A 26,955-nucleotide genomic window follows, 5' to 3' on the forward strand; every position below is an offset into this window, starting at 1 on the left:
ATAAATGTCAAGAAAAAATATTCAACAGTTTCCCCTTCTCATATTAATGGCCAATATGTTTATCGTCATGACCGGGATTGGGCTCGTCATTCCAATCATGCCGACGATTATTCATGATTTTGGAGCTGGAGGGAAAACCTTTGGCTTACTCATTGCTACATTCGCTTTGGCACAATTTATTTTTTCACCAATTGCCGGGGATTTGTCTGACCGGTTTGGTCGAAAGAAAATCATTGTGTTCGGTTTAATTCTTTTTTCATTATCACAGTTTATCTTTGCTTTTTCTCAACAGCTCGTACTGCTCTTTATTTCACGGGCGATTGGCGGGATGGGTGCGGCCTTTTTAATTCCATCCATGATGGCCTTCGTAGCAGATATTACAACGGTAGAGAACCGAGCAAAAGGAATGGGGCGTCTCGGAGCTTCAATGTCATTAGGGTTTGTGGTCGGACCTGGTATCGGCGGCTTTTTAGCGGCTTTTGGCGTGAAAGCACCGTTTTATATAGCAGGGTCTGTTGCTGCTATAGCCGTTATTTTATCGATCTTTTTCTTGAAAGAGCCAGCCCGTTCTGCCGTATCCGTAGAACCAACAAAACGATCTTCTCTAATCAACCAATTGGCCGTTTCTGTAAAAAAACCGTATTTCATCCTTCTACTCATGATGTTTACTCTTTCATTCGGTTTGTCGAATTATCAGTCAACCATCAGCTTATTTACAGATGTAAAGTTTGGGTTCAGTCCATTTGATATCTCTATGTTAATGGTCGTTGGCGGCTTAATCGGGGTCATCGTACAGGCGTTTGTACTCGATCGTGTGCTTAATCGATTTGGTGAAGTGCGCGTTATGAATTCGATGCTTGTCGTGACGGCGATTTCCTTAATCAGTCTTTTGTTTGCAACTGGTTTTGTCTCTGTATTAATTGTATCCACCTTTTTCTTTATCGCGACTTCCTTGGTTCGGCCTGCCATCAATACGACCATATCAAAAATGGCTGGAAGCGAACAAGGTTTTGCGGCTGGCATGAACAATGCATATATGAGTATCGGCAACATGGTCGGCCCTGCACTTGCTGGCGCATTGTTTGATGTAAACATGGGACTACCGTATATATTTGGTGCAGCCATCATCTTCGTAACCTTGCTTATTTGCATCAAATGGGCAAAAGGTGAAAAAGCGAAACAACGGCTAAGAACAGTCGAAAATGCTAGCTCAACTAGATAAGAGTATCTCTTTTCATAAAAAAATCACCGAAGTCACTGCCAATGGCTAGAGATTTGGGTGATTTTTTTAATAGCTAAAAAGATTTTGCTCTATAATTTACAAATCGACCTTTATTTTATAAAAATGAAATTTTGTCAATATCTGTAGGTATATGAACATAAAAATATGATAGTATGATATATTTTTCTTAACGACATTCAGAGGAGATCATACGGTATGAATCAACAATTTCTGTACATAATAGTCATCATATGCATTGGATATCTATTAAAACGTATTAATTTATTACAAGAAAAAGACGGAGAAACTATTTCTAGAATTATTTTTAATATTACCCTACCAGCTCTAGTTATCGTTTCTCTTGATTCTGTTAAAATTGAGCCTTCATTAATCATGTTACCTGTACTAGCCTTTATGATTGGGTTTATTTCTATTTTCCTCGCTTTTTTTGTATTTAAAAATGAAGAGAGGGTGCTTAAAGGGACCCTTATGATGATGGCTACTGGATATAATGTAGGGTTATTTGCCTTTCCACTCGTTGAAGCGATTTGGGGTCCGATCGGTCTAATTTATTTCGGAATGTTTGATATAGGAAATTCCTTAATTGTCTTTGGACTTTCTTATATAGCGGGAAGCTATTATTCAGAGAAGGGACTAGTCCTTAAACCGCTTGGAATAGTAAAAAAGCTCAGCAAATCGGTTCCTTTAATGACATACATCATTGCGGGCATTTTAAGTTTCAGCAATATCCATTTGCCGGGTGGAATCATTGATATAGCCACGATTATATCTAAAGCTAACTTACCCTTATCTTTACTATTATTGGGGTTATATTTAAACTTTAATTTTGAAAAACAATATTTGAGACCGACCATTAAGTACGTCCTTTTCCGGTATGGTTTCGGGCTTATATTTGGCTTAGCTTTTTACTTTTTACTTCCTTTCGATCAAATGTTTAGATATACCATCCTAATTGGATTATTACTACCGGTTGGTCTCTCTGTTTTGCCATTTGCTCATGAATTTAAATATCCTACTCATCGCTTAATTGGCACATTATCAAATATTTGTATTGTAATTAGTATTATCATATTATATGTCTTCGCTAACTTTATTCTTTAAGTTGAAAACGATGAGGATATTTTTATCATTCTAATATTATTCGGGGTTAACAAGCTAGAATCCCAATAAAATTTAATAGATACAGTCTAAATTTAAGGCGACAAATCTTAGAAAGCATTCCAAGGTTTGTTGCCTTACTATACGAAATAGATCCCCGATCGTGATCTACTATCAAATCATAGACTACATCTTAATTTAATAACTAATCCCTTTAAATAATAAGTTCACGTTTGATTTTTTATCGATTTTCTTCTTTCTTTGCAACTCCTTAGCCTTCATAAATGCATCCATCATTCCACTAGCTTCTATAATTATTTCTTCTGCTTCTATTTGATTATCCAAGATAAAAATATAATCTTTCATGATGTAGCCTCCTTAGATGTCTAGTTTATTAATAAAGTTTTAATTACGCTCTAAAAGTTTATGTTATTTTCATAAAGAAAATGTATGCGTTTACAACAATTAACAAAGATACTTTGTCTCCCCTTCTAAAAGGGGAACTTTTTCTTTTTTCTAATAGATCAAAGTAAAAAGTTATATCGATATCTTAATTATGATATAAGCGCTTACAAAAGGCTATGAACAATTTGTGAAATTTATTGCCAAATAGATTGCTCTCAACTAAAAAAGCTGTTGATGTATAGATCAACAGCTTTTCAAATGACTAATTAGTTTTATTCAAATGCAGGTAAAGCCGTTTCTGCGTAATCTTCCTCTAAAAATTTCTTGATTTCAGGTCCAGTCAATTTTTCAGCTAATGTCTGGATGGCTTCTGATTCCGCATTGTCAGAACGGGCGATTAATGAGATCGCAAACTCTGAGTCCACAGTTTCTGTCAATAACGCATCTTTACTTGGCGTTAAGCCAAGCGGGGCGGCATAGGACGGGTATAAGGTAACGAGATCAGCATCATCCATCATCCTAGCAAGCATGAGCAAGTCCACTTCTTCAAATTTGTAGTTTTTCTCATTTTCCACTATATCGGCTTGGGTCGCTTTAAGCCCTACGCCTTCTTTCAACTTAATAATTCCTTGATGGGCAAACATAATGAGTGAACGAGCAGTATTTATCGGATCATTCGGAATAGCGATTGTTGCACCTTCTGGCAGCTCTTCCATGTTTTTATAACGTTTTGAATAAGCCCCAAAAATGGCATGATAAATGGGCTTTACAAGAACTAAATCCGTGTCATTGCTTTCATTGTACTGTTCCATAAAGGGAACATGCTGGAAAAAGTTTACGTCGACTTCCTTGTTAGCAAGAGCATTATTCGGTTGCACATTATCACCAAGAACCACGATGTCTAGATTAATTCCTTCTTCTTTCATCAAAGGTTTTACAATTTCCAACATATCCGTCATAGGCGGAATCAATGTAGCTACTTTTAAATTCACTACTTTCTGTTCTCCTGGAGCAGGCTCAGCTTTGTCACTACAGCCGGCCAATACAAACATGGTTAGTACTAAAAGCGTGATGATTTTTTTCATAATTGATTACCTCTCAATCTGTTATTTTATCCCGGTTCAAATAACCATCAGTCGGGATGAAAAGAATCCCCGCTGATGGAAGTTTCACTTATCGTTTGTCCAATTTTTTGGCGATGGTCGTTCCTGTAAACTGAATCGTTTGTACTAAGAAAATCATAATGATAATCATATAAATCATTAACTCGGTTTCAAAGCGCTGATAGCCATATCGAATCGCAAAATCACCAACTCCGCCCCCGCCAACAATGCCCATTACGGTTGAATAGGATATAAAACTAATCGTTGACGTTGTTAATCCGAGTATAAGACCTGAACGTGCTTCCAAGAACAAAAACTTAAAGATAATTTCTGGGACTGAAGCTCCCATTGAAACAGCTGATTCAATGATACCACGCGGAACTTCGAGGATAGCCTGTTCCACTAATCTTGAGTAATAGGCGATAGCCATTATAGAGAGTGGGATGGTCGCGGCCATTGTACCGATTGCCGTTCCAACAATAAACCTTGTAAAAGGAATTAAAAAGACGACGAGTAATAAAAACGGGAACGAACGAACAATATTGACAAATACGTTCAAACTGGAATATAAGGCTCGATTTTCAAGCAATTGTCCTTTTCGACAAATATAGAGCAATGTTCCAATCGGTAATCCAATCAAAAGAGCAGCAATGATGGATATCCCAACCATGACAAACGTTTCTCCAATCGACTGCCAGATTTCAGCTTGGTACTTTAAAATGATTTCAGGCATTCGAATTCCTCTCTTTTTCTGTTAGTTGCTGCAGAAACCATTTTGGATCATTTTTAGGAATGATATACGCTTGGGGTTCAATTGAAACAGTTTCAAGTATTTCTCCACTTTCCATAACCGTGACTTTATCGCAAATACTTTTCACGACATCCATTTCATGGCTGACAATGACAATCGTTACACCCAATTCTTTGTTTACTGTCTGCAATACGTCCAGAATCCCCGCTGTTGTCTGTGGATCCAAGGCAGAAGTAGGTTCATCGCATAACAAAACAGCTGGTCGGTTCGCAAGAGCTCTTGCGATCGCCACCCGCTGCTTTTGTCCACCGCTTAACTGTGCTGGATATTGATGGGCTTTATCCCGAAGCCCGACAAATTCCAAACATTCTTTTACTCGTTCTACCTTGGACTTTTTTGAATAGCTAGCTAATTCAAGTGGGACTGCAACATTATCAAATACTGTCTTATTTGCAACAAGATTAAAATGCTGAAAAATCATGCCAATCGATCGCCTTGCTTCACGAAGTTTACGGTTTGATAGTGTCGTTAACGTTTGATTATTGACCACAACCGTTCCTTGGTCAGGTGCCTCAAGGACATTCATTAAACGAAGCAGTGTTGATTTACCAGCACCACTCGCACCAATCACACCATGAATTTCGCCTTTATCAATATTTAGCGAAACCGAGTTCACTGCTTGCAAAATTGATTGGTGCTGCTGATAGCTTTTACTTACATTATGTAAAGATATCACCGTGCACGTTCCTTTCTATCCATCTACCTTGTTTTCTCTATATATGGTTTCTATCCAAATTATTATTATAGCCTTTGTTAGGTAAGATGTCACTCCCAACATATCTCCTCTGGCATCCCTCTACAAAATGGGAATTTTATATATAAAAAAACCATTCCTTTTTCCTCTCCAAAAAGAGGTTATCCAAAAGGCTTAATCCACTTTGGACTCTTGGAACAGTACAAACCACAGATTTTAGGAAGCAAATAATCCAAGCCTCTCTACGAACATAGAAGACTTGGATTATTTTAATGTGGCCGAGAATACGTTTACTTGTTTTAGATTTGATAAGATCGTTTGGTGTTTTTCCGAGACATTTTCATAGCAAATGAATACATATCTGATCGAAATAACCCTTTATAATATTCCACCATGTTTCCATAAGCCATTTTCATCTTAGGTTAAATGGTTGGAACTTTGGAATGCAGCTTTGAATATAAAGACAGCAGTTCTCAATTATTCCTGACAAAAAAAGACCCGATAAACGAGTCCTTTTTTGAATGAAATTATACTTCTTCACAATATTGATCAAAGTAGCTTTGCAGCTTATTCACGACTGACATTGGATCATGTCCTTCAATTTCATGACGTTCTACCATTGTAAGGAGTTCGCCGTCTTTCAAAATTGCAAAAGAAGGAGATGATGGTGGATAGCCTTCAAAATAATCACGTGCTTTTTCCGTTGCATCTTTATCTTGTCCGGCAAAAACGGTAACAAGATGGTCTGGACGTTTGTCATAGTGAACCGAATGAGCAGCTGCCGGTCTTGCAATTCCTCCTGCACATCCGCAAACTGAGTTAATCATGACTAACGTCGTCCCCTTTTTAGCAAACGCATCTTCCACCTCTTCAGGTGATTTTAGTTCTGTATATCCAGCAGCCTTGATTTCAGTACGCGCCTGGCTGACAACATCATTCATAAAAAAGTTAAAATCCATGCTCATGTTTCATTCCCCTTCCATTATTCATCTTCTCTTCCATCATAACAAGTGCAAGGTAGTGTTTCAATCTTTTTACCTAGCGCAAATGAAAAGCGCAAGCGCCTCGGATCAACCCTAAAGGTTAGCAAAAGACAAGCAAAACTGTATGGGGTGTGCCCTTTCCCCCTTGTCATGGGATTAGGCTGCATATCCTAGACATCTAAACTCGTAGATACATCATAAACTTTCTTTATGATAAAAAAAATAGTTTCAAACTCTTGCGGACCGGGAATATTAAACGCGATCTAGATTCATCACCCAACTCCCTATTTGGATAGCAGTCCTCCTGCTATCCATTTTTTATTGTGAAGAAGACCTACTGCCTTCCATAAAAGCATAAAACGCTTCTTGAACCGCTTTTGTTACCGTTTTGTCTCCAGCGATTACTTGATTTTCTAACATTGGCAATAGGCTTTTTATTTTAGGATTCCCATAAAATAGCAGTCGGAGTTGATCATTCATTAACGAATGTAGCCATTCCCTCGCTTGGAGCCTCCGCCTTTCCTGAAATACGCCTGATTTTTTCGTGAGTTCTTCAAATTGTTGCATCACGTTCCACAATTCTTGAATCCCTTCTCCAGTTATTGACGAACAGGTATAGGCCTTTGCTTCCCAGCCCTTTGTGGCTGGTAGCATAAAGTGAAGAATTCTGCCGTATTCCAATTTGGTCTTTTGTGCAAGAGATTTATTAGATCCATCCGCTTTATTAACTATAATCCCATCAACAAGCTCTAAGATTCCTTTCTTCATTCCCTGCAATTCATCGCCAGCTCCCGTTAAAACAAGGAGCATGAAATAATCGACCATTCCTCGAACTATTGCTTCACTTTGGCCAACACCTACTGTCTCGATGAGAATAATGTCAAAACCAGCAGCCTCACAGAGCAACATTGTCTCACGTGTTTTACGATGGACGCCTCCAAGCGCCCCTTGAGACGGAGAGGGACGGATGAATGCTCGTGGATTCCTGGCTAACTCTTCCATCCTTGTCTTGTCGCCCAGAATGCTGCCACCATTGACCGAAGAACTCGGATCAACTGCAAGTACAGCAATTTTATATCCGAGATTGCAAAGATACGTTCCAAAAGCTTCGATAAACGTACTTTTCCCTGCACCAGGAACTCCCGAGATTCCCAGACGGATAGCATTTCCGGTATGGGGTAAAACATTCTTTAGCAGCTCCTGTGCAGGTTCGAAATGCTTAGGTGCATTGCTCTCAACTAGTGTGATTGCTTTGGCAAGATTTGCTCTGTCACCTTGCACTAACAAATTTTGAATCTTTGTAATGTCTATCGTCCCGGCTGCTTTTTTGATGAATTTATTTTTTCGTGCTGTTTGATGATGAGCAATCATTTCAATGCCTTCTTTTAATGATGTAGCAAAATCGTCGCTTGTATTTTCGTCAAACCATTCAGGTTTTTTTTCTTCAGCCATTATTCAGCCACTTCCTCATAACCAAGGCGACGGTAAATTTCTTGAAGCACGATTTTTGCTGACTGAGGAATGACTGTACCCGGTCCGAAAATAGCAGAAGCGCCATTAGTAAGCAAAAATTCATAGTCCTGCGCTGGGATGACTCCGCCAACAATGATAACTATATCATCTCTACCAAGCTTCTTTAATTCTGCCACAAGCTGAGGAAGCAATGTTTTATGTCCCGCTGCAAGGGAACTCATCCCGATTGCATGCACATCATTCTCGACTGCCTGTAAGGCCGTTTCTTCAGGTGTTTGAAATAACGGACCAATATCGACATCGTAGCCTAAATCGGCAAATGCGGTAGAGACCACTTTAGCGCCGCGATCATGACCGTCCTGACCCATTTTCGCCATAAGTAAGCGCGGTCTTCTTCCTTCATTTTCAAGAAATTCGTCCGTCATAGCCTTTACCTCGGTAATTTCAGCTGCTCCAGAATAAAAAGAACTGTACACACCGCTTATCGAACGTATCATCGCTTTATGGCGACCACTCGCTTCTTCGATTGCATCCGAGATCTCACCAAGTGTTGCTCTGACTCTCGCCGCACAAACCGCAAGCTCAAGTAAATTTCCCTCGCCGTCTTTAGCCGCTTCCGTAAGAGTACGAAGCGCTTCCTCAACTTTTACTTGGTCACGTGCTTCTCTTACGTCTTTTAACTTTTTTAACTGGCTTTCTCTTACCAGAGTATTATCAATCTCAAGAATTTCAATTGGATCTTCTTTTTCTAGCCTGTATTTATTCACACCGACAATTGTCTCTGCCTTAGAATCGATTTTAGCTTGGCGTTTTGCAGCCGCTTCTTCAATTCTCATTTTAGGAAGTCCTGTTTCAATTGCCTTTGCCATCCCACCGAGATTTTCAATCTCATCAATATGCTCCCAGGCGCGGTTAATTAATTCATTTGTCAGTGCTTCCACATAAAAAGAACCTGCCCACGGATCAATTACATTAGTTATGCCAGTCTCTTCTTGCAAATATAATTGTGTATTTCTAGCAATTCGTGCGGAAAAATCGGTAGGTAGTGCAATCGCTTCATCCAATGCGTTTGTATGCAAGGATTGAGTGTGTCCCAGTGCAGCTGCATGTGCTTCGAGCAATGTACGAACAACATTATTAAAGGGGTCTTGTTCAGATAAACTCCAGCCTGAAGTTTGGGAATGTGTACGCAGAGCCATTGCTTTAGCATTCTTCGGTTCAAACTGCTTCATTAATTTTGCCCAAATAAAACGTGCCGCTCTCATTTTGGCAATTTCCATAAAATAATTCATACCAATTGCCCAGAAAAAAGACAATCTTGGCGCAAACTTATCAACATCAATGCCCGCTTCTAACCCTGTACGAACATATTCAAGACCATCAGCAAGCGTATAGGCAAGCTCAATATCAGCTGGTGCACCTGCCTCTTGCATATGATAGCCTGAAATACTAATACTGTTGAACTTCGGCATATATTTGGACGTGTACTCAAAGATGTCTGCGATAATTTTCATCGACATGTCAGGCGGATAAATATATGTGTTTCGGACCATGTATTCTTTTAAAATATCATTTTGGATCGTGCCAGAAAGTTTATCCTGTGTTACACCTTGTTCTTCTGCGGTGACAATATAAAACGCCATAATTGGTAAGACTGCACCATTCATCGTCATTGATACCGACATTTGATCAAGGGGGATTCCTTCGAAGAGTTGTTTCATATCAAGAATCGAGTCGATGGCAACGCCAGCTTTCCCTACATCACCGACAACTCTAGGATGGTCAGAGTCGTATCCTCGATGGGTCGCCAGATCAAATGCTACCGACAGTCCTTTTTGTCCCATTGCCAAGTTGCGCCGATAGAAGGCATTGGATTCCTCAGCTGTTGAAAACCCTGCATATTGCCGTACTGTCCAAGGACGATTCACATACATTGATGGATAAGGTCCTCTCGTGTATGGAGCCAACCCAGGTAGACTTTTCATATGTTCAAGATTTTCGCAATCATTTTGTGTATAAAGCAGCCGAGTCATAATCCCTTCATTTGTTTCAAAAAGCAAATCATCGATGGATTGCTGAACAGCAGCAGATGCTTTTACTTTCCAGGCATCTTCTGTTCCTACCTTTTTAGCTTTTGCAGGATTGATTTGATGAAAGTTAGGCTTAATCATGTTTTATTACCCCCAACTCCAATTGAAGCTGCGCTAATATTTCCAGAACATTCGTTTCCACTGTAATAAAATCCTGCACACCTTCACTTTTTAATCGTTCGCTTATTTCAGAAGATTGCTGGCCAGCTATATAAAGAATCGTGTCAGGATGTTTTCGTTTGATTTCTGTAACTATTTTTCCAGCATACCGCTCATAATCATCATTGCTACCACACAAACAAAATACACGGAGCCCACTTTGTTCAACAAATTGAATCGCATCTTGTTCTACTACGAGTCCTTGACTATCCCGTGTTTCTATCCCACCTGTTGCAAGCACGCCTTTGATGAAATCAGTCCGCAATTTATAAGATTTCATTTCTCTAAGATTAAGTAAGCCAATTTTTAGACTAGTACCTATACTATTTTTATAAGCTTCACTGCGGGTTCTTATCCGTTCAAATGGCTCTGCCAGACGACACAATGATACGGGAGGAATAGGAATCGGATCATGTATTGTTAGATGTGAATTCGTTACCGTACTTTCTGATTGCTTCAACACATCAGCTGGATTTGGATAAACATTGGTCCCGATCATGCTATCTTTTCTTAGGGCTACATTTCGCTCTTTTTTCTTATAAACGGCTTCGATTTGTTCTTGAATCCTTCCTTCTTTCAATGAAGCAAGAATCCCCCCTGCTTCATCCAGTTCCAGAAAAGCGGTCCATGCCTTTTTAGCTAATTCATTCGTCAACTGCTCGACATAAAACGATCCGCCTGCTGGATCTACTACACTCGCTAATTGAGATTCTTCACTCAAAATGACATGCATATTACGAGCTATTCGATCCGCTAATGGATCTTCTCTTCCTGATGCGTGTGAAAACGGGTGAATCTCTAAATATTGAATGCCTCCAATCGTGGCAGCAAAAGCTTGATTAGCTGTGCGTAACAAATTCACATGCTCGTCATACTTCGTTTCTGTAACTCGTGAAGTCACAGCATGGATGTTCATCTTAAAACTTTCAGAATTGGCCCCATATGCCTCTGCCATCCCAGCCCAAAGTCTACGAGCAGCCCGAATCTTGGCAATCCCCATAAAATAGGTTGAGTCCAACGCAAAAGAAAAGACAATTTTTTCCGCAAAATCCTGAACTTCCAATCCCTGCTTTTGGGCTTCTTCAATATAATAAACTGCAATCGATAAGCCAATCGCAATCTCTTGAACCGCATTAGCGCCAGCGTTATGAAAAACCGGGGTCTTAATCAAAACCGTTTTCATTTGAGTGGACTTTTCTTGATATTTTTTGATTTCTTTAAACCATTGAGAAAAAAAAGCATTCGTTTGGGAAGGAATCTTCCCTGCTTGTGCCCATTCTGAAATCGGGTCTTCTGCACAAACTCCCCTCGAGGTCACGCCTTGTTTTTTGCAGGCATTGATTAATCCTTTAAGAACTTTACTTTGCAAACCTTTCGTATCGATAAATAATGGAAACGCATCCAGGTCCAGCCCTTCAAACAAAGAACTGATATTACTTTCTTCATTAAATAAATCTGGTGTGTACGTTACAACATTTTGGCCGCGTTTTAATGCAGCCTTCATTTTTTTATTCGCATCAACGGCATTCTTGCCTGTGATTGGTTGTACAATAAGCCATGGCTGCTCTAAATAACCTGCTGAGCAGATCCCCCTAGTATATGGAAATAAACCAGGATACTCACTTGACAGCACATCATCTGTGTAAAGTGGGTTTAATTGGATTCCTTCATATGTATTCGTTTTTAGACTTTCAACACTTTTCCCTTTTAAACTGGATTCAACGACTGCCTTCCACTCCTCATACAAAGGCCGAGGAAAGGTTAACTCTTTTACGTCCAGTAATTTCATGTAATCGCTTTCTTAACGATCCCAAGTGTCACCATTTCCCCTGTATACGATTAAGAAAGCTGCCTCCCTTCAAAGATAACTGAATAATAATAACATTCTAACATATCTATCTTAGGAAAAGAATATGTTGATTAAGAATCATAACTGAATTACACAGTTCTAAACTTTTACACAAAAACCCCTATATTTATTCAAAATTGATCTATTTCAATTAATTTAGTCTTTACTCTTTTCATATTATATTGGGATTTTGAGTGTTATCTCTACTCTCTAAATAAAAAACGGTTTATTCTAAAACTCCAGCCACGCTATAATAAATAACACCTTGAAAGGTATTAAGCCAATCAAGGTGTTAAAATATGTTTATAACTGAACAATATAGCTCGGTAGTTTTGCTCCATTATGTAAGGCGAAATATCCAAAATCAGCTCTAGTATTAACATTAGCTCCGTTGTCTAATAAAATTGATATGATTTCGTACAATCCGGAAAGCCGAGTGAGTTAATGGTGTTCTTCCACCTTCATCAACGGGGTCAATGTTTTCCCTAAAGAAATTACCTCTCGGAACTAGCATTGAAGATATTAGTCGATATTTAGATTGCCTACTTTTTGATTTAGATAGTTCATGCTCGCAAAGAAATCGAAAAAGTGATATAAGCACTTTACGGATGAGAAACAATCATTTCCGCTGATCCTTTTATGTGGAATTTCCCTAAGCCATTTGGTAAAATAAAATGACTTCCCTTCTCGAATGAGTAGCTACCCTCTTCTGTCATGATTTCACCCGTTCCAGATATAACGCTTGCTATTAAAAAGGGTTTATCTTGTGTAAAAGTAGCTACTGTCTCAATATCCCATTTGTAGACAGAGAAATACTCACTCTGAACGAATGTTGTAATTGTGCCACCAGTGATTTCTTCTGTAATAGGTTTGACAGAAATATCACGATGCGGGATAGTTGTGACATCAATTGACTTATTAATATGTAAGTCTCTCTTGTTACCTTGTTTGTCAACACGCTCATAGTCATATACACGGTATGTTGTGTCTGAGCTCTGCTGTGTCTCTAAAATAAGTACGCCTGAGCATAATGCATGGATTGTTCCACTTGGTACATAGAAGAAATCACCTGGTTTTACTTTTGTACGACGCAGTAGGTTATCCCATTCTCCGTTATTAATCAACCCAACAAACTGCTCTGTTGAAGTCGCTCTATGCCCAAAGATTATTTCAGCATTTTCTTCACAGTTAATTACATACCAACATTCCGTTTTACCTAGTTCTCCACTTTCATTTTTATTGGCATATTCATCATTAGGATGCACTTGAACAGAAAGGTCATTATTTGCATCTAAAATCTTAGTTAGTAATGGAAATACTTCACCTTTGAGACTCCCGAATAATTCTCGATTTTCTGACCAAAGTTTACTAAGAGACTTCCCTTTATAAGATCCATCACTTACTATGCTTTGACCATTAGGATGTGCGGAGACTGCCCAGCACTCTCCAGTCAGTTCAGATTCGATATCATATTGAAATTCTGTTTTAAGCTTTTTTCCACCCCAAATTCTTTCTTGAAATACTGGAAGTAAAAAAATAGGTTGCTTCAATTAAGCCACTTCCTTCATTATCTAATTGTTCTTAAATACAAATCCATACATTTTTACCTAAAAATGGAAGTTCATGTGTACACGAATGGTCTTTCTTATATAAAATTCTACCGATCTATAAACCTATCACTATATAAAGTAATAGATTATTCCTATAGAAACTTTCATTGCTTCATATTAATTTTACTGAATATTCAGAAAATTATATAAGGCACCAACTTGCCCTGCAAGATTTCTAAATTTACATACATCAATCTTAGTAATTTCAACGATTTCCGGACGAATTTTCTTTAGACGTTTGTTGATATGATTTGTGAATCCTGATTGTTCACTGATTCCGCCCCCATACAAAACCTTTTCAGGTGCCAATGTATGGATTAAATTAGCAGTTCCTATTGCTATTGCATCAAAAAATGCTTCTACTTCTTCTTGTACACTATGGTCTTTTTTATTATAGCGATCGATTAATTCTTCACCGGTCAGCTTTTCACCTGTTTTAAGACATACTCGATTTAGTAAATTCCAAGTGGATCCTAATCTACTAAACGTACTCGTTTCAACAATAGTATCTAATGATTGGGTTGGACTCATGATCATGAGTCCAACTTCTCCAGCCATCCCCATTCTTCCACGTCTCAATTTTCCATCTAGGAATATTCCTCCACCTATGCCAGTTCCTATTGTCATACATATGAAACTATTACAATCTTGGGCATTTCCTTTCCACTTTTCGGCTAAAGTTGCACAATTTGCATCATTTTCTAGCTCAATGGGTAAGTCTATATCAACTAGTTCTTCCTTAAGACTTCTTCCGATAAAATCCGTTACTTGACCAGCATAATGAACATAACCGGTCTTTACATCAACTGCAGCTGGTACACTTAATGCAACTCCGCTAAGATCCCATTTATTTTTATACTTTTTCGTCGTATCAATGATAAATTTATATATTTGTCCGTCTCCTTGGGGAGGCGTTGGGCTTGAAGAGCTCTCTAAAACATTAGCATGTTCATCCATAACTGAATATTTTACTAATGTTCCACCAACGTCATAAACTAGATACTTTTTCATAACATACTCCTCATTTCAAAACCCATTGTTATCCACTAACTTCTTGAACCATTTACCACTTTTCTTAATTGTTCGCTTATAGTCATTCTGTAAGTCGACTGATATTAAACCATACCGATTTTTATAGCTGTTTAGCCAAGACCAATTATCCGTAAAGGTCCATACATGAAATCCTTTTACATTGGCACCTTCGTTTAATGCTTTATGTACCCACTTTAAATGATCCTCGTAAAAGGTAATTCGGTAATCATCCTGAATCAGTCCATTCGCATCCTTAAAGCGTTCTTCTGATTCTACTCCCATACCATTTTCCGAAATGAAGCATTCAATATTTCCATAGTTTTCTTGAATATTTTTTAAAATATCGTAAATACCCTTTTCATAAATCTCCCAGCCTCTGTATGGGTTCAACTTTTTCCCTGGCATATCATAATGATCAAAGTACCGCTCTGGCATAAATGGAGCATTTGGATTTGGCATATTTTCTTTCGCCTTAACTCTTCGCGGTTGATAGTAATTAATCCCTAATAGGTCAACGGTATTTTCACGGATTATGTCCAAATCTTCTGCTTTATACTTAGGTAAAAAGTTTTCTACCCGTAACATGTCAATTAACTTTTCCGGAAACGTGCCTTTGACTGATGGATCTAAAAAAGAACGGTTAAATAGCAAATCAGCTTTTTCTGCAGCATCTAAGTCAGCAGGGTGATTGCTCCTTGGATAGGAGGGAGTAACATTCAATATAATTCCAATTTTTCCTCCAAGCTCTTTATCATGGTATACCTTAATTGCTTTTGCGGAGGCTAATACAGAATGGAATCCAACTTGAACAGCCTTTTCAAAATCACAAAGTGCTGGATAATGATGCCCATATAAATAACCGCATTCTACAGGTACGATTGGCTCATTATGTGTGAACCATTTCATTACACGATCTCCAAAATGCTCAAAACAAGTAGATGCATATTCCACATACGCCTCAACTACAGTGCGACTTTCCCAACCACCTTCATCTTGCATAGCCATTGGCATGTCAAAATGATAGAGATTCACAAAAGGCTCAATCTCATTTTCTAGTAAAGTGTCAATAACAGTTTTATAAAAGTCAATCGCCTTCTGATTTATGTCTCCACGCCCCATTGGAAACATACGGGACCATGAAATAGAAAAGCGAAAGCTTTTATGTCCCGTTTCTTTCATGAGCTGAATATCGTCAATAAATTTCGTATAAAATAGTGAAGTGTTATTAGGTCCGATTCCCTGATAAAAACGATTCGGCTCTGTTTCATACCAGTAATCCCATATATTCTTTCCTTTTCCCTCTGCTCCTGAAAATCCTTCCATCTGTGTTGCAGATGATGCAGATCCCCACCAAAAGTCTTTCGGAAACATGTATTTATTCTTTTCTACATCTGTACTCATTTTAATAACCTGCCTTCCATTAAAAGAAAGCAAGTCGGAAAATAAAGCTTCCGACTTTGTCCCCTTTGTTAGTTGTACGGAATCTTTTAATTATTTTTCTTCCACTGATCATATTGTTTTTGAATTTCTTTAAGTACTTTATCTAATCCTGCATCTTTAAACTTCTTATTAGCCTTTGGTAGATATACCTCAGGGTCAACACTACCTGTTAATAGAGCAGGTGCAAATTCACTTGCAACGTTTGAAATTGCAGCGATTTCTGTACGAACAGGATTCGTATCAAAATAGAAACCTAAGGTTGGTGCTTCTACAGAAGCATCATTGAATTTTTTGAACGCATCCCATTTATCTTCAGGATCATTTTCATATAACTTAAGAATGAAATGGTTTCCTAGAGAGTACGTTGGCATGTTATAGTTTTCAACACGAGCTGGAAGGTCTTTAATTTTACCATTATCATCCTCTTCATAATGCACGCCTTCAATACCACGATCAACTAAGTTACGAAGATATGAATCTGTATTTAATAGATTTAAGAACTCCATAGCTTTCTCTGGATTTTTTGAAGTTGCTGAGATAGCTTGGATAGCTCCTGTTACAGAGTTGTTAAATGTAATCGGATCATGCATTGGTTGAACTGCTACATCATAACCTGCTGAACGAGACCATATTAGTTCCGCATATGGCTGGTACATTTCTTTACGTAAGAACCAGTTTTGTACTTCTAACGGCCATGGATCTGTACTTGTTGCAGCATCGGCTTTTATATAACCAGCTTTATAGAATTTGTGCATTGTTTTTAACGTTTCCATCATAATATCTGATTCAAAGATATTAACTACCTTATTTTTATTTCCTTCTAAAGGCATCGCAAACGGCAGTTCATCTTCTAATATATAATCAAATGGTAAATATGGTTTAAAAGTGGCAAGCGGTGTAAAATCTGGCTCATTCTTTTTAACTGTTTTCAATAACGGTTCTAAATCTTCTAACGAGTTAACGCTTGAAATATCCATTTTGTATTTATCGACTAAATTCTTATTAAAAACGTACACACTTTGCTGTCCAACTTCTTTGTTAGATGGAATACCATAAAGCTTTCCATCAATTTTAGCTCCTTCTATGAACGCTGGATCAAGTGTGGCTTTTAATTCTTTTCCATGTGTATCAAGAAGTTCATTTAGGTCTTTAAATGCTCCTTTTTGTGCATTTAACACATAGTTTCCACCACCGGTATAGGCAATATCAAATGATTCACCTGAAGAAATCATCAATTGCATTTTTTGATCATAATCACCCCAGTCGATTTGTTTCAATTTAACGGTTGCGTTAATTTTCTCTTTTGTGTATTTATTTACTTCTTCCATTACTTTATCAACATCTTTTTGGGGTGTACCAATCGTGTACCACATAATTTCATACGGTTTATTTTTATCGGATTTACCGCTTCCACTCGTATTAGCTGATTTATCTCCACCACATGCAGCTAACAATGCTGATAAACTGAATAATAGTACAATCATAAAAGCAAACTTCTTATTAATGGTAATTCCTCCCTTTTGGTAATTTATTTCAAATAGGATTTATTCCTTAACGCCACCAATTGTCAATCCACTAACAAAATATTTTTGGAAAAATGGATAGGCAATCGCTATTGGTAAAGTGGAAATAACAACCATTGCCATTTTTGCAGCATCTTGAGGGATTGCGCTTAATAAATCATTTTGCGCTCCACCTGCTAATGAATTTTGTCTTAAAAATTCTATGTTGTTTTCAATTTTCATCAACATAGACTGCAGTGGAACCAAGTTCGGTTCATCAATAAACAACAGGGCATTAAACCAATCATTCCAGTAACCCAATGTACTAAAAAGGGCAATAGTTGCAAGACCTGGTAACGAAAGTGGAACAACAATTTTGACAAAAATTCGTAATTCACTTGCTCCATCAATCCTAGCAGATTCCAAAATCGATTCAGGTACAGACCTTTGGAAAAAGGTTCTCATGATTAAAATGTAGAATGCGTTCATTGCAAGTGGTAAGATCAAAGCCCAGATAGAGTTTCGTAAATGTAAAAACTGTGTTGCTACGATATAGAAAGGAATTAGTCCTCCACTAAAGAGCATTGTAAAGAATGCAATAAAAGTGAAGAAACCGCGGTATTTGAATTGCTTTCTAGAAATAGCATAGGCAAATAATGCAATCATAACTACACTGAAGACCGTACCAAGCACTGTTACGACTATCGTAATCGTGTAAGATTGAAGCAATTGATCCTTCATTTGCCACAAGTATCGGTATGCTTCAAAACTCCAAATTTCAGGTAAAATCTGATAACCATTTCGCGCTAAGGTTTTCTCATCCGTTAAAGAGATGATGATTACATATAGAAATGGAAAGATACACATTAAAGCAAATGATCCTAACAATATATTCATCAAAAGATTAGGAAACCCACTTAGTCCATGTACTGTGTACTTTTTCTTACGCTTACTTTTTTTGTTCGGTTGATTCAGTTGGTTTTGTACATTCCCTTTATGTAACGGAGTAGGCGGGGAGCTATTTTGATTGATTTTCATTGTATTTTGCCACAAAACTGTGGCCGCCCTCCTTTCTCTCTCGATTTTTTAAAATAGAGCATATTCTTTATCAACCTTCTGAGCTAGATAATTTGTCAGCATGACTAATGCAAAACCTACAAGTGATTGGTAAAGACCAGCAGCAGTACTCATACTAATGTCACCCATTGTCGTTAACCCTCGGTATACATACGTATCAATTACATTCGTTACTGAATATAACGTACCGGAATCACGAGGCACTTGGTAAAACAGACCAAAGTCTGCGCTGAAAATTCTACCAACGTTTAAAATGGTTAAAATAACAATAAGCGGTGTTATCATCGGAATTGTAATATTGCGGATTTGCTGCCACTTATTTGCACCATCAATCATAGCAGCTTCATAATAGTTTTTATCAATCCCAACTATGGCAGCTAGATAAACAATGCTGCCGTATCCAATACCTTTCCACATGCTTGTTAGAACGATAATGAATGGCCAATATTTTGCTTCGTTATACCACGAAATAGGGTCGTCTACTCCAAACCAGCCAAGTATATTATTCAGAAGACCTCTATCCACGCTTAGAAACGTGAATACGAAATAACTAACAACAATCCATGATAAAAAGTGTGGAAACAGCATTCCTGTTTGGTATATTTTAGACAGCTTCTTATTTGCGAGTTCACTTAAAACAATTGCTACAAACACTGCTAAAATAAGCCCTAATACGATAAATACTAAATTGTATAGTATCGTATTTCTTGTAATGATCCAGGCGTCATTTGTATTAAATAAAAACGCGAAGTTTTCAAAACCAACCCACTCACTATTTTGGATACTTGCAAAAAAACCATTCGGATCATAATGAAAATTTTTAAAAGCAATGACCGTTCCAAACATCGGAAGATATGCAAATAACAATAGCCAAATCGTTCCTGGTAAAACCATGAGAAGCCACACACGATTTTTATAAACATCTTGGAAAAAACTCTTGATACGATTCACGAAGCCCCTCCTCTCTTATAATGAAAACCTTTACATCTTTATAATAAAGAAAAGTCAAAAATGTATATAGTTAACAATATTAAGATTTACTGTACTTATTAAACATTCGGTAGTTCATCCACCACTTTTACTATTTGTTGATTCTTTTGGGCCGAGATATGGCCCTCTACAACAGAAAAAATCCCGAATAACGGGATATCATGACTGGATATTCATCGTTCTCCAAGCTGATGGAGTAATCCCCACCACCTTCTTAAACTGTTTATAAAAATAAGCAGAATCCGAATAACCCACTTGTTTTCCAATTATTCCAGCTTTTAAATGTGTGCCTCTTAACAATTGCTTAGCTTTTTCCAGTCTTAAATGGTTCATATACTCAGAAAATACTAAGCCAGTTTCTTTCTGGAAAAGTTGGCCTAAATAAATGGAGTTTATATGAAATTTATAGCTTAAAGTTTTCAAAGAAAGTTCTTCATGAAAATGTTCTTGAATATATTGCACTACGCTTTGAATAATAGGACTTCCATGCTGTGTTTTTTGCTCTAATGTTCTAAAAACCCCTTCAATAAAATCAATAAGAATGTCAACTAAAAGTTCCATTGAATAGGCCTCTAAGATACGCTTTACAATACCTACTGTTTGATCATTTGCATGTGACGATACATCTTTTTGGATGGACGTAACTATATCGATAGCGAATCCTCTAATAATAGTAGGAGCAACCTTTTTAGTAGATTTATTAATTACAGCAAAGGCACCTTTGATCCACAAAAACGCTTTTTCTTGTTCTAATCCGACAATAGATCTCTTTAGATCATCCAGTTCATACGAAGTAGAAAAGCTTGCGTGGGTATACTGCATGATTAATTCATCTGTTATCAGTCCACTTTCTTTGAGTACTAATCGAAAGCTAGATAACTCTTTTGCACGTTGGTAGCTCTTATATAATTCACTTGTGGAGCAAACAAATGATCCAACACTAATATGATACTTACAAGAAACATATCCAACAAATAGCTCGTTCAATTCATCTAGTTTTTTCTTAAGTTCCTTTTCACATGTAGACGAAACTAAAAGGATAAGTTCGCCATCTGGATTAATAATACAGACAGACTGAAATAATACCTCTACCCTTTTTCTAAAAAAGGATATGTTATCATGCTCAATCTCATCTGATACTTGCATTAAAACAACAGCTAGCTTATGACCACCAAACTTCAAATTATATAAGTCTACTCTTTCCCGCCATTCTTTAGCATCGATGTCTTGATTAAGACATCGCCAAATCGTATTATCTCTTAAAATCGTGTATGCCTCTTCATTATTTGTAGACTTTTCAAGTTTCTCTATACTATTTTCCAATGTTGAAATGAGTTCTTGCTCATTGACTGGCTTCAAAAGGTAATTTTCAATTCCTAGCTTCATTCCCTTTTTCACATATTCAAATTCTTCGTATCCAGATAAAACGATAAATTTGGTATGGGGTTGACGTTCTTTCAATATACTAATTAATTCTAATCCGTCTATTAAGGGCATCATGATATCAGTTAATAATAGATCAACATGACATGTTTCTAACTTTTTTAAAGCTTCACTTCCATTAGAAGCATCACCAACGACTTTAAGTCCATAATCTTCCCAAGGTACCAAGGCTTTCATACCTTCAATAATAAATGGTTCGTCATCTACTAAAAAGACATTATACATATTGCAATTATTCACTCCTAGCTGCTGGAATTCTAACCTCTACAATCGTTCCTTCTCCTTCAATACTACTAATTTGAATGCCATAGTCTTGTCCATATTTTAATCGTATTCTTTGATGAACATTACTTAACCCTATTGAACCCTCAGAGGTGGTAGTTCCTGCTAATAATTTAGTATGTATAGCCAATAATTTATCTTGAGAAATACCTTTCCCGTTGTCTTCTATTATAATTTCAATATCCCAATGAATTCTTTGAACTTTTATTCGTAATTCATTATGTATTGTTTCTTTTCGAAAGCCATGAATCAAATAATTTTCAATAAGTGGCTGAAGGGTAAATTTGAGCATTTTTTCGTCTAAACAAGTTTCTGGAATCTCGTAGGTTACGTTTATACGATTAGGATATCTAATCTGATTTAGACCTATATACTCCTTAACATGTTGGATTTCATCAGAAATTTGAACGATTTCCCTACTACTTAAAGAATAACGAAATAATTGCCCTAAGCTATAAATCATATTACTAGCTGGTTTAGATCCGTCAGCTATAGCTTTCATGCGAATAGCTTCTAATGTATTATATAGAAAATGTGGTTGTATCTTTGACTGAAGCGCTTCCATTTCAGCCTCTCTTTGGCGAATATTTAAAACGTATACGTCCTTAATATACATGTTTAAATCATCTAACATATCATTGAAACTTTCTGATATGGTTGTTAACTCATCTTTTTCTCTACTATCTGGGATTCTAATTTGTAAGTTTCCATTTCGAACTTCGTGAATGGCCTTTTCTATTTTATGAATTCTTCTAGAATAAGATCTCATGGCAAAATAGGTTACAGCAATTGCTATACCGGAAAGTATAAATGTAGATAATAACATATACCTATGTACAATTGTTACTTTCTTAATATCATTCTCAGGGATGAATCCTACATACAAGTAACCCATCTGTTCATCAGCTAAAGTATTAATATAATAATTTTTTCCATCCCACTTTATTTTCTTAAAGCTCGTTCTAAATGATAGATCTTTCAATGGTTCTGGAATATTACTATTGTCTGACGAGTATAGATAATCCCCATCACGTTGAAATATATAGACTTTTCCTTTAAATTGGGATTTACGTAATCGAATCAAATCTTGAATTCCTGATGTATCATAAAAAACTGTAAGATCTCCTAATTTCTTAAGGGTAGCGGGATCATTAATAGAACGAGATATTTGAATATTGTTGAAGATACTTCGTTCTTGCTTCCACTCAACATTCTGAAGTTGTAAGTCTTCGGGATGAAGAATTTTGCCTTCCAAATTTCCTTGCTTAGTCATATATTTATTCCACCGATAGTGGTTATAAATATATACATACTCTGTACCAGGGCTTGCACTTTTTAAACTCACTGCATTGATATCAGGGTCTTGGCTAAAATATGCCTGGAAAAATGTATTAAGATTATTCGGAACAAATGAAGAGTTCTCACTGTACTTATCTAGTCGATACGATAGATATGTATCATAATCATGTTGCAACGCAAAGGCAATATCATTAAAAATCAGATCTGTTTTTAAATATAAGTCTTGCATAACATTTTGAGTATACTCATCTTTTCGCTGGAGATACGATTCAACCCGTTCTAGTGTTCGTGTACTTGCATCCATTTCTTTCTGGATAATAACTTCTGTATAATAACGTGATAATACAAGTAGTAATAGAAACATCGTAAGAAGGATTATTGCGGAATAAGTGATTAATATCTTGCTAAACACCTTATTCGTTAGCCGCTTCTTCATTTTACTCAAGAACATTCCTTAGATCCTCCCATGCAAACGTACTTACCCAACTACTATTCTACTATATTTTCTGTTGGAAAAGTGAATTACTTCCACTTTTCCAACAGCTGGATAAATTATTTATCATGTATGATCTTATTTCATCAAGAAAAATAGACTAGTATAGTTTTAATTTCATATGGTTTTATTTCAAAATCAATACTTTGAGTTTGTTCCTTGCTATCAGCCTGTTCCATCAAATTTGTTTCATACCATTTTTTTACGTTTCTCGGGAATTCAATCAAGACATTTCCCCGTTGCCCTTCATACTCATGTAAGCGAATAATGACTGCATCTTCATCTTCTTTTTTCTTAATCGCATCGACCTTAACATGATCGTTAGTTAGATTCATAAATGAGCTTTCTTCTGGTAAAAATCCACCCTTTACTACTTTCAATGGATTATTTAAAAACCAAGCTTGCTTGACTGTTTGTCCAACTCGCCAATCTCCCTGATGAGGTAGCAATGAATACGTAAACTCGTGTTCTCCTTGATCTGCAGTTGGATCAGGGTAGATTGCAGCTTTTAACAAGGATAAACGAATCGTTTGGTCTTTAATGTCATACCCATATTTGCAATCATTTAACAAACTCACTCCGTATCCAGTTTCAGACAGGTCTGCCCATTGGTGTCCAACTGTTTCGAAGCGCGCCATATCCCAGCTCGTATTCCAATGTGTCGGTCTCTTCACATTACCAAATTGTATATCATACGTTGCTTCGATTGAACGAATATCAACTGGGAATGCTACTTTCATTAACTTACGTTGCTCATGCCAATCCACTTTTGTTTTATAATCAATACGTCTATTTTGAGCATAGAAAATCATATCTTGTTCAACCAAAGAACTTTGATACTTCCATTTCGTCCGAATGACTATACGAAGCGGACCGTTTTCAACAACTTCACTAGATACTACTTCACGGATTTCCTCCATTTTTTCTTGGTAATACAAATCAATATCCCAGGCATCGTGTGCCAAAGGTTTATCTTCAAAAATCTGAAGAATATTCCCCTTTTCCTGTTGTGCTAGTACTTCACGATTAACTTCCTTATCAAATAAACGCGTCAATTGAAGGGAGTCATTCCATTCGACTAGATAAAAAGGTGTTTCTAGCAACTTTTCATTAATAACAAACGGTGTATTATTTTCTACGATAGGATCTTGTTTAAATTGGATTTCTACTGCACCAAATTGTTTAGTCTTATCTAATTCTACTAACCAACCATTTTCAGTTCGTTGATAATTTAGATTTTCACCTGAATCTGAAATCCATCCTCCAGCTACATCATTCGTTTGATCATATGGGATGAATACATTTTGTGCATCTTGCCAATTAGTTGCATTGAAGACTGTATACGTTCCATACTTAGGTTCAATAAACTCATTGAAATTATTTTGATCAATTTCAAGTTGGATATCTTCTGCTTGTTTATACTCCACTGCTGCATCTTCATATACTTCCTTAATCGATGAACCAGGAATAATATCATGGAATTGATTTCGTAAAATAATCTTCCATCCTTCATCAAGCTGTTGCTTCGGATATTTCACCCATGAAGATAATAGAGAGTTCCATACAGACAACCATTCTGATTCTCTATAACTCAACTCGAGTTTTCGATTCATTCGTTTTGTATATGCTTGACTTGTATAGGTTCCTCTATGATATTCAAGGTACAATTCTCCATCCCAAGTGTGGACATATTCATTTGTATTTTCAATATTTTCGTGTAATTTCCGGAAGTAATCTCCAGCTTTTGTCGTTTGTACTTTTGGTAATCCTGGCATATTTTCGAACCTGCGACGAAGCTCAATCATCTCTCGATTGACTCCTCCACCACCATCACCATAGCCATAAGAAAGCAGTAAATCTTGGTTAACATCTTTATTTCGGTATGAATTCCATGCACCGTTTACAGTCTTTGCTGTAATCAGCCCATTATATGTATAAAACCATGAATCATCCGAATTCCAAGGTTCTGGAGTGGTTACAAAATGAGTTAGGATTTCAGTCCCATCAATTCCACGCCATTGGAACGTATCATTTGGCATACGATTATACTGATTCCAGCTAATTTTTGTAGTCATAAATGTATCGATTCCTGATTTTTTCAAGATTTGTGGAAGTGCCCAGCTATAGCCAAATACATCTGGTAGCCATAAATATTGGCAATCTACATCAAATTCCCTCTTGAAAAATTCTTTTCCGTACAAAATTTGCCTTACTAGTGATTCCCCACTAGGAATATTACAATCTGCTTCTAACCACATTCCACCTTCAGTTTCCCAACGACCCTCTTTTACACGTTTCTTAATCGATTCATAGATTTCTGGATAGTCTTCTTTAATATATTCATATAACTGTGGCTGTGTTTGTAGGAATAAATATTCAGGATATTGTTCCATTAATCTTAAAACAGTAGAAAAAGATCGAGCAGCCTTTTCACGTGTATGTTTTAAGCGCCATAGCCAAGCAACATCAATATGTGTATGTCCAACACAATGAATGGTTACAGGATGATGTTTTTCGATTTCGTTAAGACTTTTATTCAATTCCTCACTAGCAATCTCACAACTACTATAAAATACGTCATCACCCGGTTTACTCCAATTGATTTGCATAAAAGCTTGATTCAATGCTTTTACAATTGCATGCTTTTCTGGTCGGTCATCACTAAGTTCTTTAATTGTTTGCCACGCTGCTAAAGATGTATAATATAAATCATCGCAAGCCTCGTCTAACCAAGCCACTTTGGCCACCTCAAGTGTATATGTTTGCTCCTTTGGCTCTCCACCGCCTTCAAGTCCAGACCAAAGTCTGAAATCTAATTGAACAGTGCTTCCTATTTCGGTTGGTGGGAAAAATACTTCCTGATGGTTAGAATCAACACCTTGGTATGGATTTCCATTTAAGAATAATAATGATTCGAAGCCAGAATTGTTTCCTCCGCCAGTTCGTCCAAAGTCGAATAAACCAACTACTTTTCTACCAGTCCATTCTGCCGGAAGATGAACATCTGCACTTAGCCAAAGGTACCGGTCTCGCCCCGTCCATTGGTCTCTTAGTTGCAAAGTTGATTCACCCTTTTCAATAGGTGGATATGTACCTACTTTACCTTCATCCTCAATTGTAAGAAACTGACCAATCTCCATGCCATCTCGATAACGGAACTGCGCCAATTCTTGTATTCTTGCTTCTAGCTTTCTTTCTACTAAAAACATATAAATCCCCCGTTCGTATATTAATTTACGCTTTCCTTGAACTTCATTTGTTTATTTACTTGTGATTGCTGCCGTTCTAGAGTATTAAATCTATTTATACAAACATTCATAACCCAATATGCAGGTAGTACACCTGAAATAAATGGTAGAAGTCCCAGCATATTCGTGATTAAATAGCCAATAAAAAACAAACCAATACCTATCAATATTGTGGAAAAAGGACTAATAAGTGAAATAATAAAGGATTGTTTGATGTACTCCCTTATTGAGTAATGATAATGTACATAGACAGGGAAAAAGTGAATAATAGTATTCAAATATAAAAGAATGATAAAGCTAATAAAAACATAAAGAATAACGGAAAACGTTCCTTCCATGTTTTCAGCAATTCTTAAATCGACATATAAGAAAAAGCCAATCGCCGCATAAATCAACCCAATACAATTTGAACGGACAAACTCTTTTTTAAAGGTTTCTTTATATATCTTCAATATGGAAACGTCTAGCTCTTTCATCTTCCACTTTCGTGTCACAGCAAATAAAGCAACAGTAGCTGGCATAATACCAAAAACACCTAGTCCAGCCACAATAAATACAAACCAAAGAATATTCGTCCAAACTAACCTAACAATCCATTCACTTACTTCTTGTAACATTCTCCCCATGTTTT

20 protein-coding genes are annotated in these 26,955 nt (G+C 36.9%); 2 read left to right on the forward strand and 18 right to left on the reverse strand.

The window, feature by feature from the left end; translation table 11 throughout:
- The first annotated feature begins 4 nt into the window (after nt 1-4).
- Together AC1MGI_RS17770 and AC1MGI_RS17775 are read left to right on the forward strand one after the other, a co-directional pair.
- Nucleotides 5-1,222, forward strand: a complete 1,218-nt coding sequence (locus tag AC1MGI_RS17770; RefSeq protein WP_403070318.1) for an MFS transporter — start codon at nt 5-7, stop codon at nt 1,220-1,222.
- A gap of 216 nt (nt 1,223-1,438) precedes the next feature.
- On the forward strand, nt 1,439-2,344 hold the full coding sequence (locus tag AC1MGI_RS17775; protein WP_480346686.1) for an AEC family transporter: 906 nt from the start codon (nt 1,439-1,441) through the stop codon (nt 2,342-2,344).
- A 195-nt stretch (nt 2,345-2,539) separates the two neighbouring features.
- Here AC1MGI_RS17775 and AC1MGI_RS17780 read toward each other — a convergent pair whose 3' ends face one another.
- The 18 genes from AC1MGI_RS17780 to AC1MGI_RS17865 form a co-directional block, all read right to left on the reverse strand.
- Nucleotides 2,540-2,707, reverse strand: a complete 168-nt coding sequence (locus AC1MGI_RS17780) for a hypothetical protein (RefSeq protein ID WP_156187555.1) — start codon at nt 2,705-2,707, stop codon at nt 2,540-2,542.
- 311 nt (nt 2,708-3,018) lie between these two features.
- Entirely contained in the window at nt 3,019-3,831 is an 813-nt protein-coding gene (locus AC1MGI_RS17785) for a MetQ/NlpA family ABC transporter substrate-binding protein (protein WP_480346688.1), read from the reverse strand.
- Between the two features lie 88 nt (nt 3,832-3,919).
- Nucleotides 3,920-4,582 (reverse strand): methionine ABC transporter permease, encoded by a 663-nt coding sequence (locus tag AC1MGI_RS17790; RefSeq protein ID WP_480346690.1) that lies wholly within the window; start codon nt 4,580-4,582, stop codon nt 3,920-3,922.
- Nucleotides 4,575-5,336 carry a methionine ABC transporter ATP-binding protein gene (locus tag AC1MGI_RS17795; RefSeq protein WP_480346692.1) on the reverse strand — a complete coding sequence of 254 codons (762 nt, stop codon included), beginning with the start codon at nt 5,334-5,336 and terminating at the stop codon, nt 4,575-4,577. Before AC1MGI_RS17795 ends, AC1MGI_RS17790 begins: the two co-directional genes overlap by 8 nt.
- Nucleotides 5,337-5,881: 545 nt before the next feature.
- Nucleotides 5,882-6,319: a BrxA/BrxB family bacilliredoxin gene (locus tag AC1MGI_RS17800; protein ID WP_062178253.1), complete on the reverse strand. Its 438-nt coding sequence runs from the start codon at nt 6,317-6,319 to the stop codon at nt 5,882-5,884.
- Between the two features lie 336 nt (nt 6,320-6,655).
- Nucleotides 6,656-7,789, reverse strand: coding sequence for a methylmalonyl Co-A mutase-associated GTPase MeaB (gene meaB / locus AC1MGI_RS17805; RefSeq protein ID WP_480346694.1), 1,134 nt, complete (start codon nt 7,787-7,789; stop codon nt 6,656-6,658).
- Nucleotides 7,789-9,981, reverse strand: coding sequence for a methylmalonyl-CoA mutase (gene scpA / locus AC1MGI_RS17810; protein ID WP_480346696.1), 2,193 nt, complete (start codon nt 9,979-9,981; stop codon nt 7,789-7,791). The genes meaB and scpA overlap by 1 nt, the downstream gene beginning before the upstream one ends.
- On the reverse strand, nt 9,974-11,848 hold the full coding sequence (locus AC1MGI_RS17815; protein ID WP_480346698.1) for a methylmalonyl-CoA mutase family protein: 1,875 nt from the start codon (nt 11,846-11,848) through the stop codon (nt 9,974-9,976). Before AC1MGI_RS17815 ends, scpA begins: the two co-directional genes overlap by 8 nt.
- A gap of 662 nt (nt 11,849-12,510) precedes the next feature.
- Entirely contained in the window at nt 12,511-13,458 is a 948-nt protein-coding gene (gene manA / locus AC1MGI_RS17820) for a mannose-6-phosphate isomerase, class I (protein ID WP_480346700.1), read from the reverse strand.
- A gap of 183 nt (nt 13,459-13,641) precedes the next feature.
- The gene (locus AC1MGI_RS17825; RefSeq protein WP_480346702.1) at nt 13,642-14,529 is read right to left on the reverse strand and encodes an ROK family protein; all 888 of its coding nucleotides are present in this window, start codon (nt 14,527-14,529) and stop codon (nt 13,642-13,644) included.
- A 15-nt stretch (nt 14,530-14,544) separates the two neighbouring features.
- Complete coding sequence (locus tag AC1MGI_RS17830) at nt 14,545-15,951, reverse strand: glycoside hydrolase family 1 protein (protein WP_480346704.1); 1,407 nt, start codon at nt 15,949-15,951, stop codon at nt 14,545-14,547.
- A gap of 86 nt (nt 15,952-16,037) precedes the next feature.
- Nucleotides 16,038-17,495: an ABC transporter substrate-binding protein gene (locus tag AC1MGI_RS17835; RefSeq protein WP_480349853.1), complete on the reverse strand. Its 1,458-nt coding sequence runs from the start codon at nt 17,493-17,495 to the stop codon at nt 16,038-16,040.
- A 39-nt stretch (nt 17,496-17,534) separates the two neighbouring features.
- Nucleotides 17,535-18,389 carry a carbohydrate ABC transporter permease gene (locus tag AC1MGI_RS17840; RefSeq protein WP_480349855.1) on the reverse strand — a complete coding sequence of 285 codons (855 nt, stop codon included), beginning with the start codon at nt 18,387-18,389 and terminating at the stop codon, nt 17,535-17,537.
- 189 nt (nt 18,390-18,578) lie between these two features.
- Nucleotides 18,579-19,463 (reverse strand): ABC transporter permease, encoded by an 885-nt coding sequence (locus AC1MGI_RS17845; RefSeq protein ID WP_062183078.1) that lies wholly within the window; start codon nt 19,461-19,463, stop codon nt 18,579-18,581.
- A gap of 255 nt (nt 19,464-19,718) precedes the next feature.
- On the reverse strand, nt 19,719-21,227 hold the full coding sequence (locus AC1MGI_RS17850; RefSeq protein ID WP_480346706.1) for a response regulator: 1,509 nt from the start codon (nt 21,225-21,227) through the stop codon (nt 19,719-19,721).
- Nucleotides 21,228-21,234: 7 nt separating this feature from the next.
- Nucleotides 21,235-23,034 carry a sensor histidine kinase gene (locus AC1MGI_RS17855; protein ID WP_480346707.1) on the reverse strand — a complete coding sequence of 600 codons (1,800 nt, stop codon included), beginning with the start codon at nt 23,032-23,034 and terminating at the stop codon, nt 21,235-21,237.
- Between the two features lie 128 nt (nt 23,035-23,162).
- Nucleotides 23,163-26,285: an alpha-mannosidase gene (locus AC1MGI_RS17860; RefSeq protein WP_480346709.1), complete on the reverse strand. Its 3,123-nt coding sequence runs from the start codon at nt 26,283-26,285 to the stop codon at nt 23,163-23,165.
- 20 nt (nt 26,286-26,305) lie between these two features.
- Complete coding sequence (locus tag AC1MGI_RS17865) at nt 26,306-26,950, reverse strand: YesL family protein (RefSeq protein ID WP_480346710.1); 645 nt, start codon at nt 26,948-26,950, stop codon at nt 26,306-26,308.
- Nucleotides 26,951-26,955: the final 5 nt, after the last annotated feature.

It is taken from the genome of Peribacillus sp. BM1 (assembly GCF_056679975.1).

Bases quoted from the DNA above. Each gene is read 5' to 3' on its own strand.
- AC1MGI_RS17770 (WP_403070318.1), top strand. From the start codon at position 5: ATGTCAAGAAAAAATATTCAACAGTTTCCCCTTCTCATATTAATGGCC.
- AC1MGI_RS17775 (WP_480346686.1), top strand. From the start codon at position 1,439: ATGAATCAACAATTTCTGTACATAATAGTCATCATATGCATTGGATAT.
- AC1MGI_RS17780 (WP_156187555.1), bottom strand. From the start codon at position 2,707: ATGAAAGATTATATTTTTATCTTGGATAATCAAATAGAAGCAGAAGAA.
- AC1MGI_RS17785 (WP_480346688.1), bottom strand. From the start codon at position 3,831: ATGAAAAAAATCATCACGCTTTTAGTACTAACCATGTTTGTATTGGCC.
- AC1MGI_RS17790 (WP_480346690.1), bottom strand. From the start codon at position 4,582: ATGCCTGAAATCATTTTAAAGTACCAAGCTGAAATCTGGCAGTCGATT.
- AC1MGI_RS17800 (WP_062178253.1), bottom strand. From the start codon at position 6,319: ATGAGCATGGATTTTAACTTTTTTATGAATGATGTTGTCAGCCAGGCG.
- meaB (WP_480346694.1), bottom strand. From the start codon at position 7,789: ATGGCTGAAGAAAAAAAACCTGAATGGTTTGACGAAAATACAAGCGAC.
- scpA (WP_480346696.1), bottom strand. From the start codon at position 9,981: ATGATTAAGCCTAACTTTCATCAAATCAATCCTGCAAAAGCTAAAAAG.
- AC1MGI_RS17815 (WP_480346698.1), bottom strand. From the start codon at position 11,848: ATGAAATTACTGGACGTAAAAGAGTTAACCTTTCCTCGGCCTTTGTAT.
- AC1MGI_RS17825 (WP_480346702.1), bottom strand. From the start codon at position 14,529: ATGAAAAAGTATCTAGTTTATGACGTTGGTGGAACATTAGTAAAATAT.
- AC1MGI_RS17830 (WP_480346704.1), bottom strand. From the start codon at position 15,951: ATGAGTACAGATGTAGAAAAGAATAAATACATGTTTCCGAAAGACTTT.
- AC1MGI_RS17840 (WP_480349855.1), bottom strand. From the start codon at position 18,389: ATGAATATATTGTTAGGATCATTTGCTTTAATGTGTATCTTTCCATTT.
- AC1MGI_RS17845 (WP_062183078.1), bottom strand. From the start codon at position 19,463: ATGGTTTTACCAGGAACGATTTGGCTATTGTTATTTGCATATCTTCCG.
- AC1MGI_RS17850 (WP_480346706.1), bottom strand. From the start codon at position 21,227: ATGTATAATGTCTTTTTAGTAGATGACGAACCATTTATTATTGAAGGT.
- AC1MGI_RS17855 (WP_480346707.1), bottom strand. From the start codon at position 23,034: ATGTTCTTGAGTAAAATGAAGAAGCGGCTAACGAATAAGGTGTTTAGC.
- AC1MGI_RS17860 (WP_480346709.1), bottom strand. From the start codon at position 26,285: ATGTTTTTAGTAGAAAGAAAGCTAGAAGCAAGAATACAAGAATTGGCG.
- AC1MGI_RS17865 (WP_480346710.1), bottom strand. From the start codon at position 26,950: ATGGGGAGAATGTTACAAGAAGTAAGTGAATGGATTGTTAGGTTAGTT.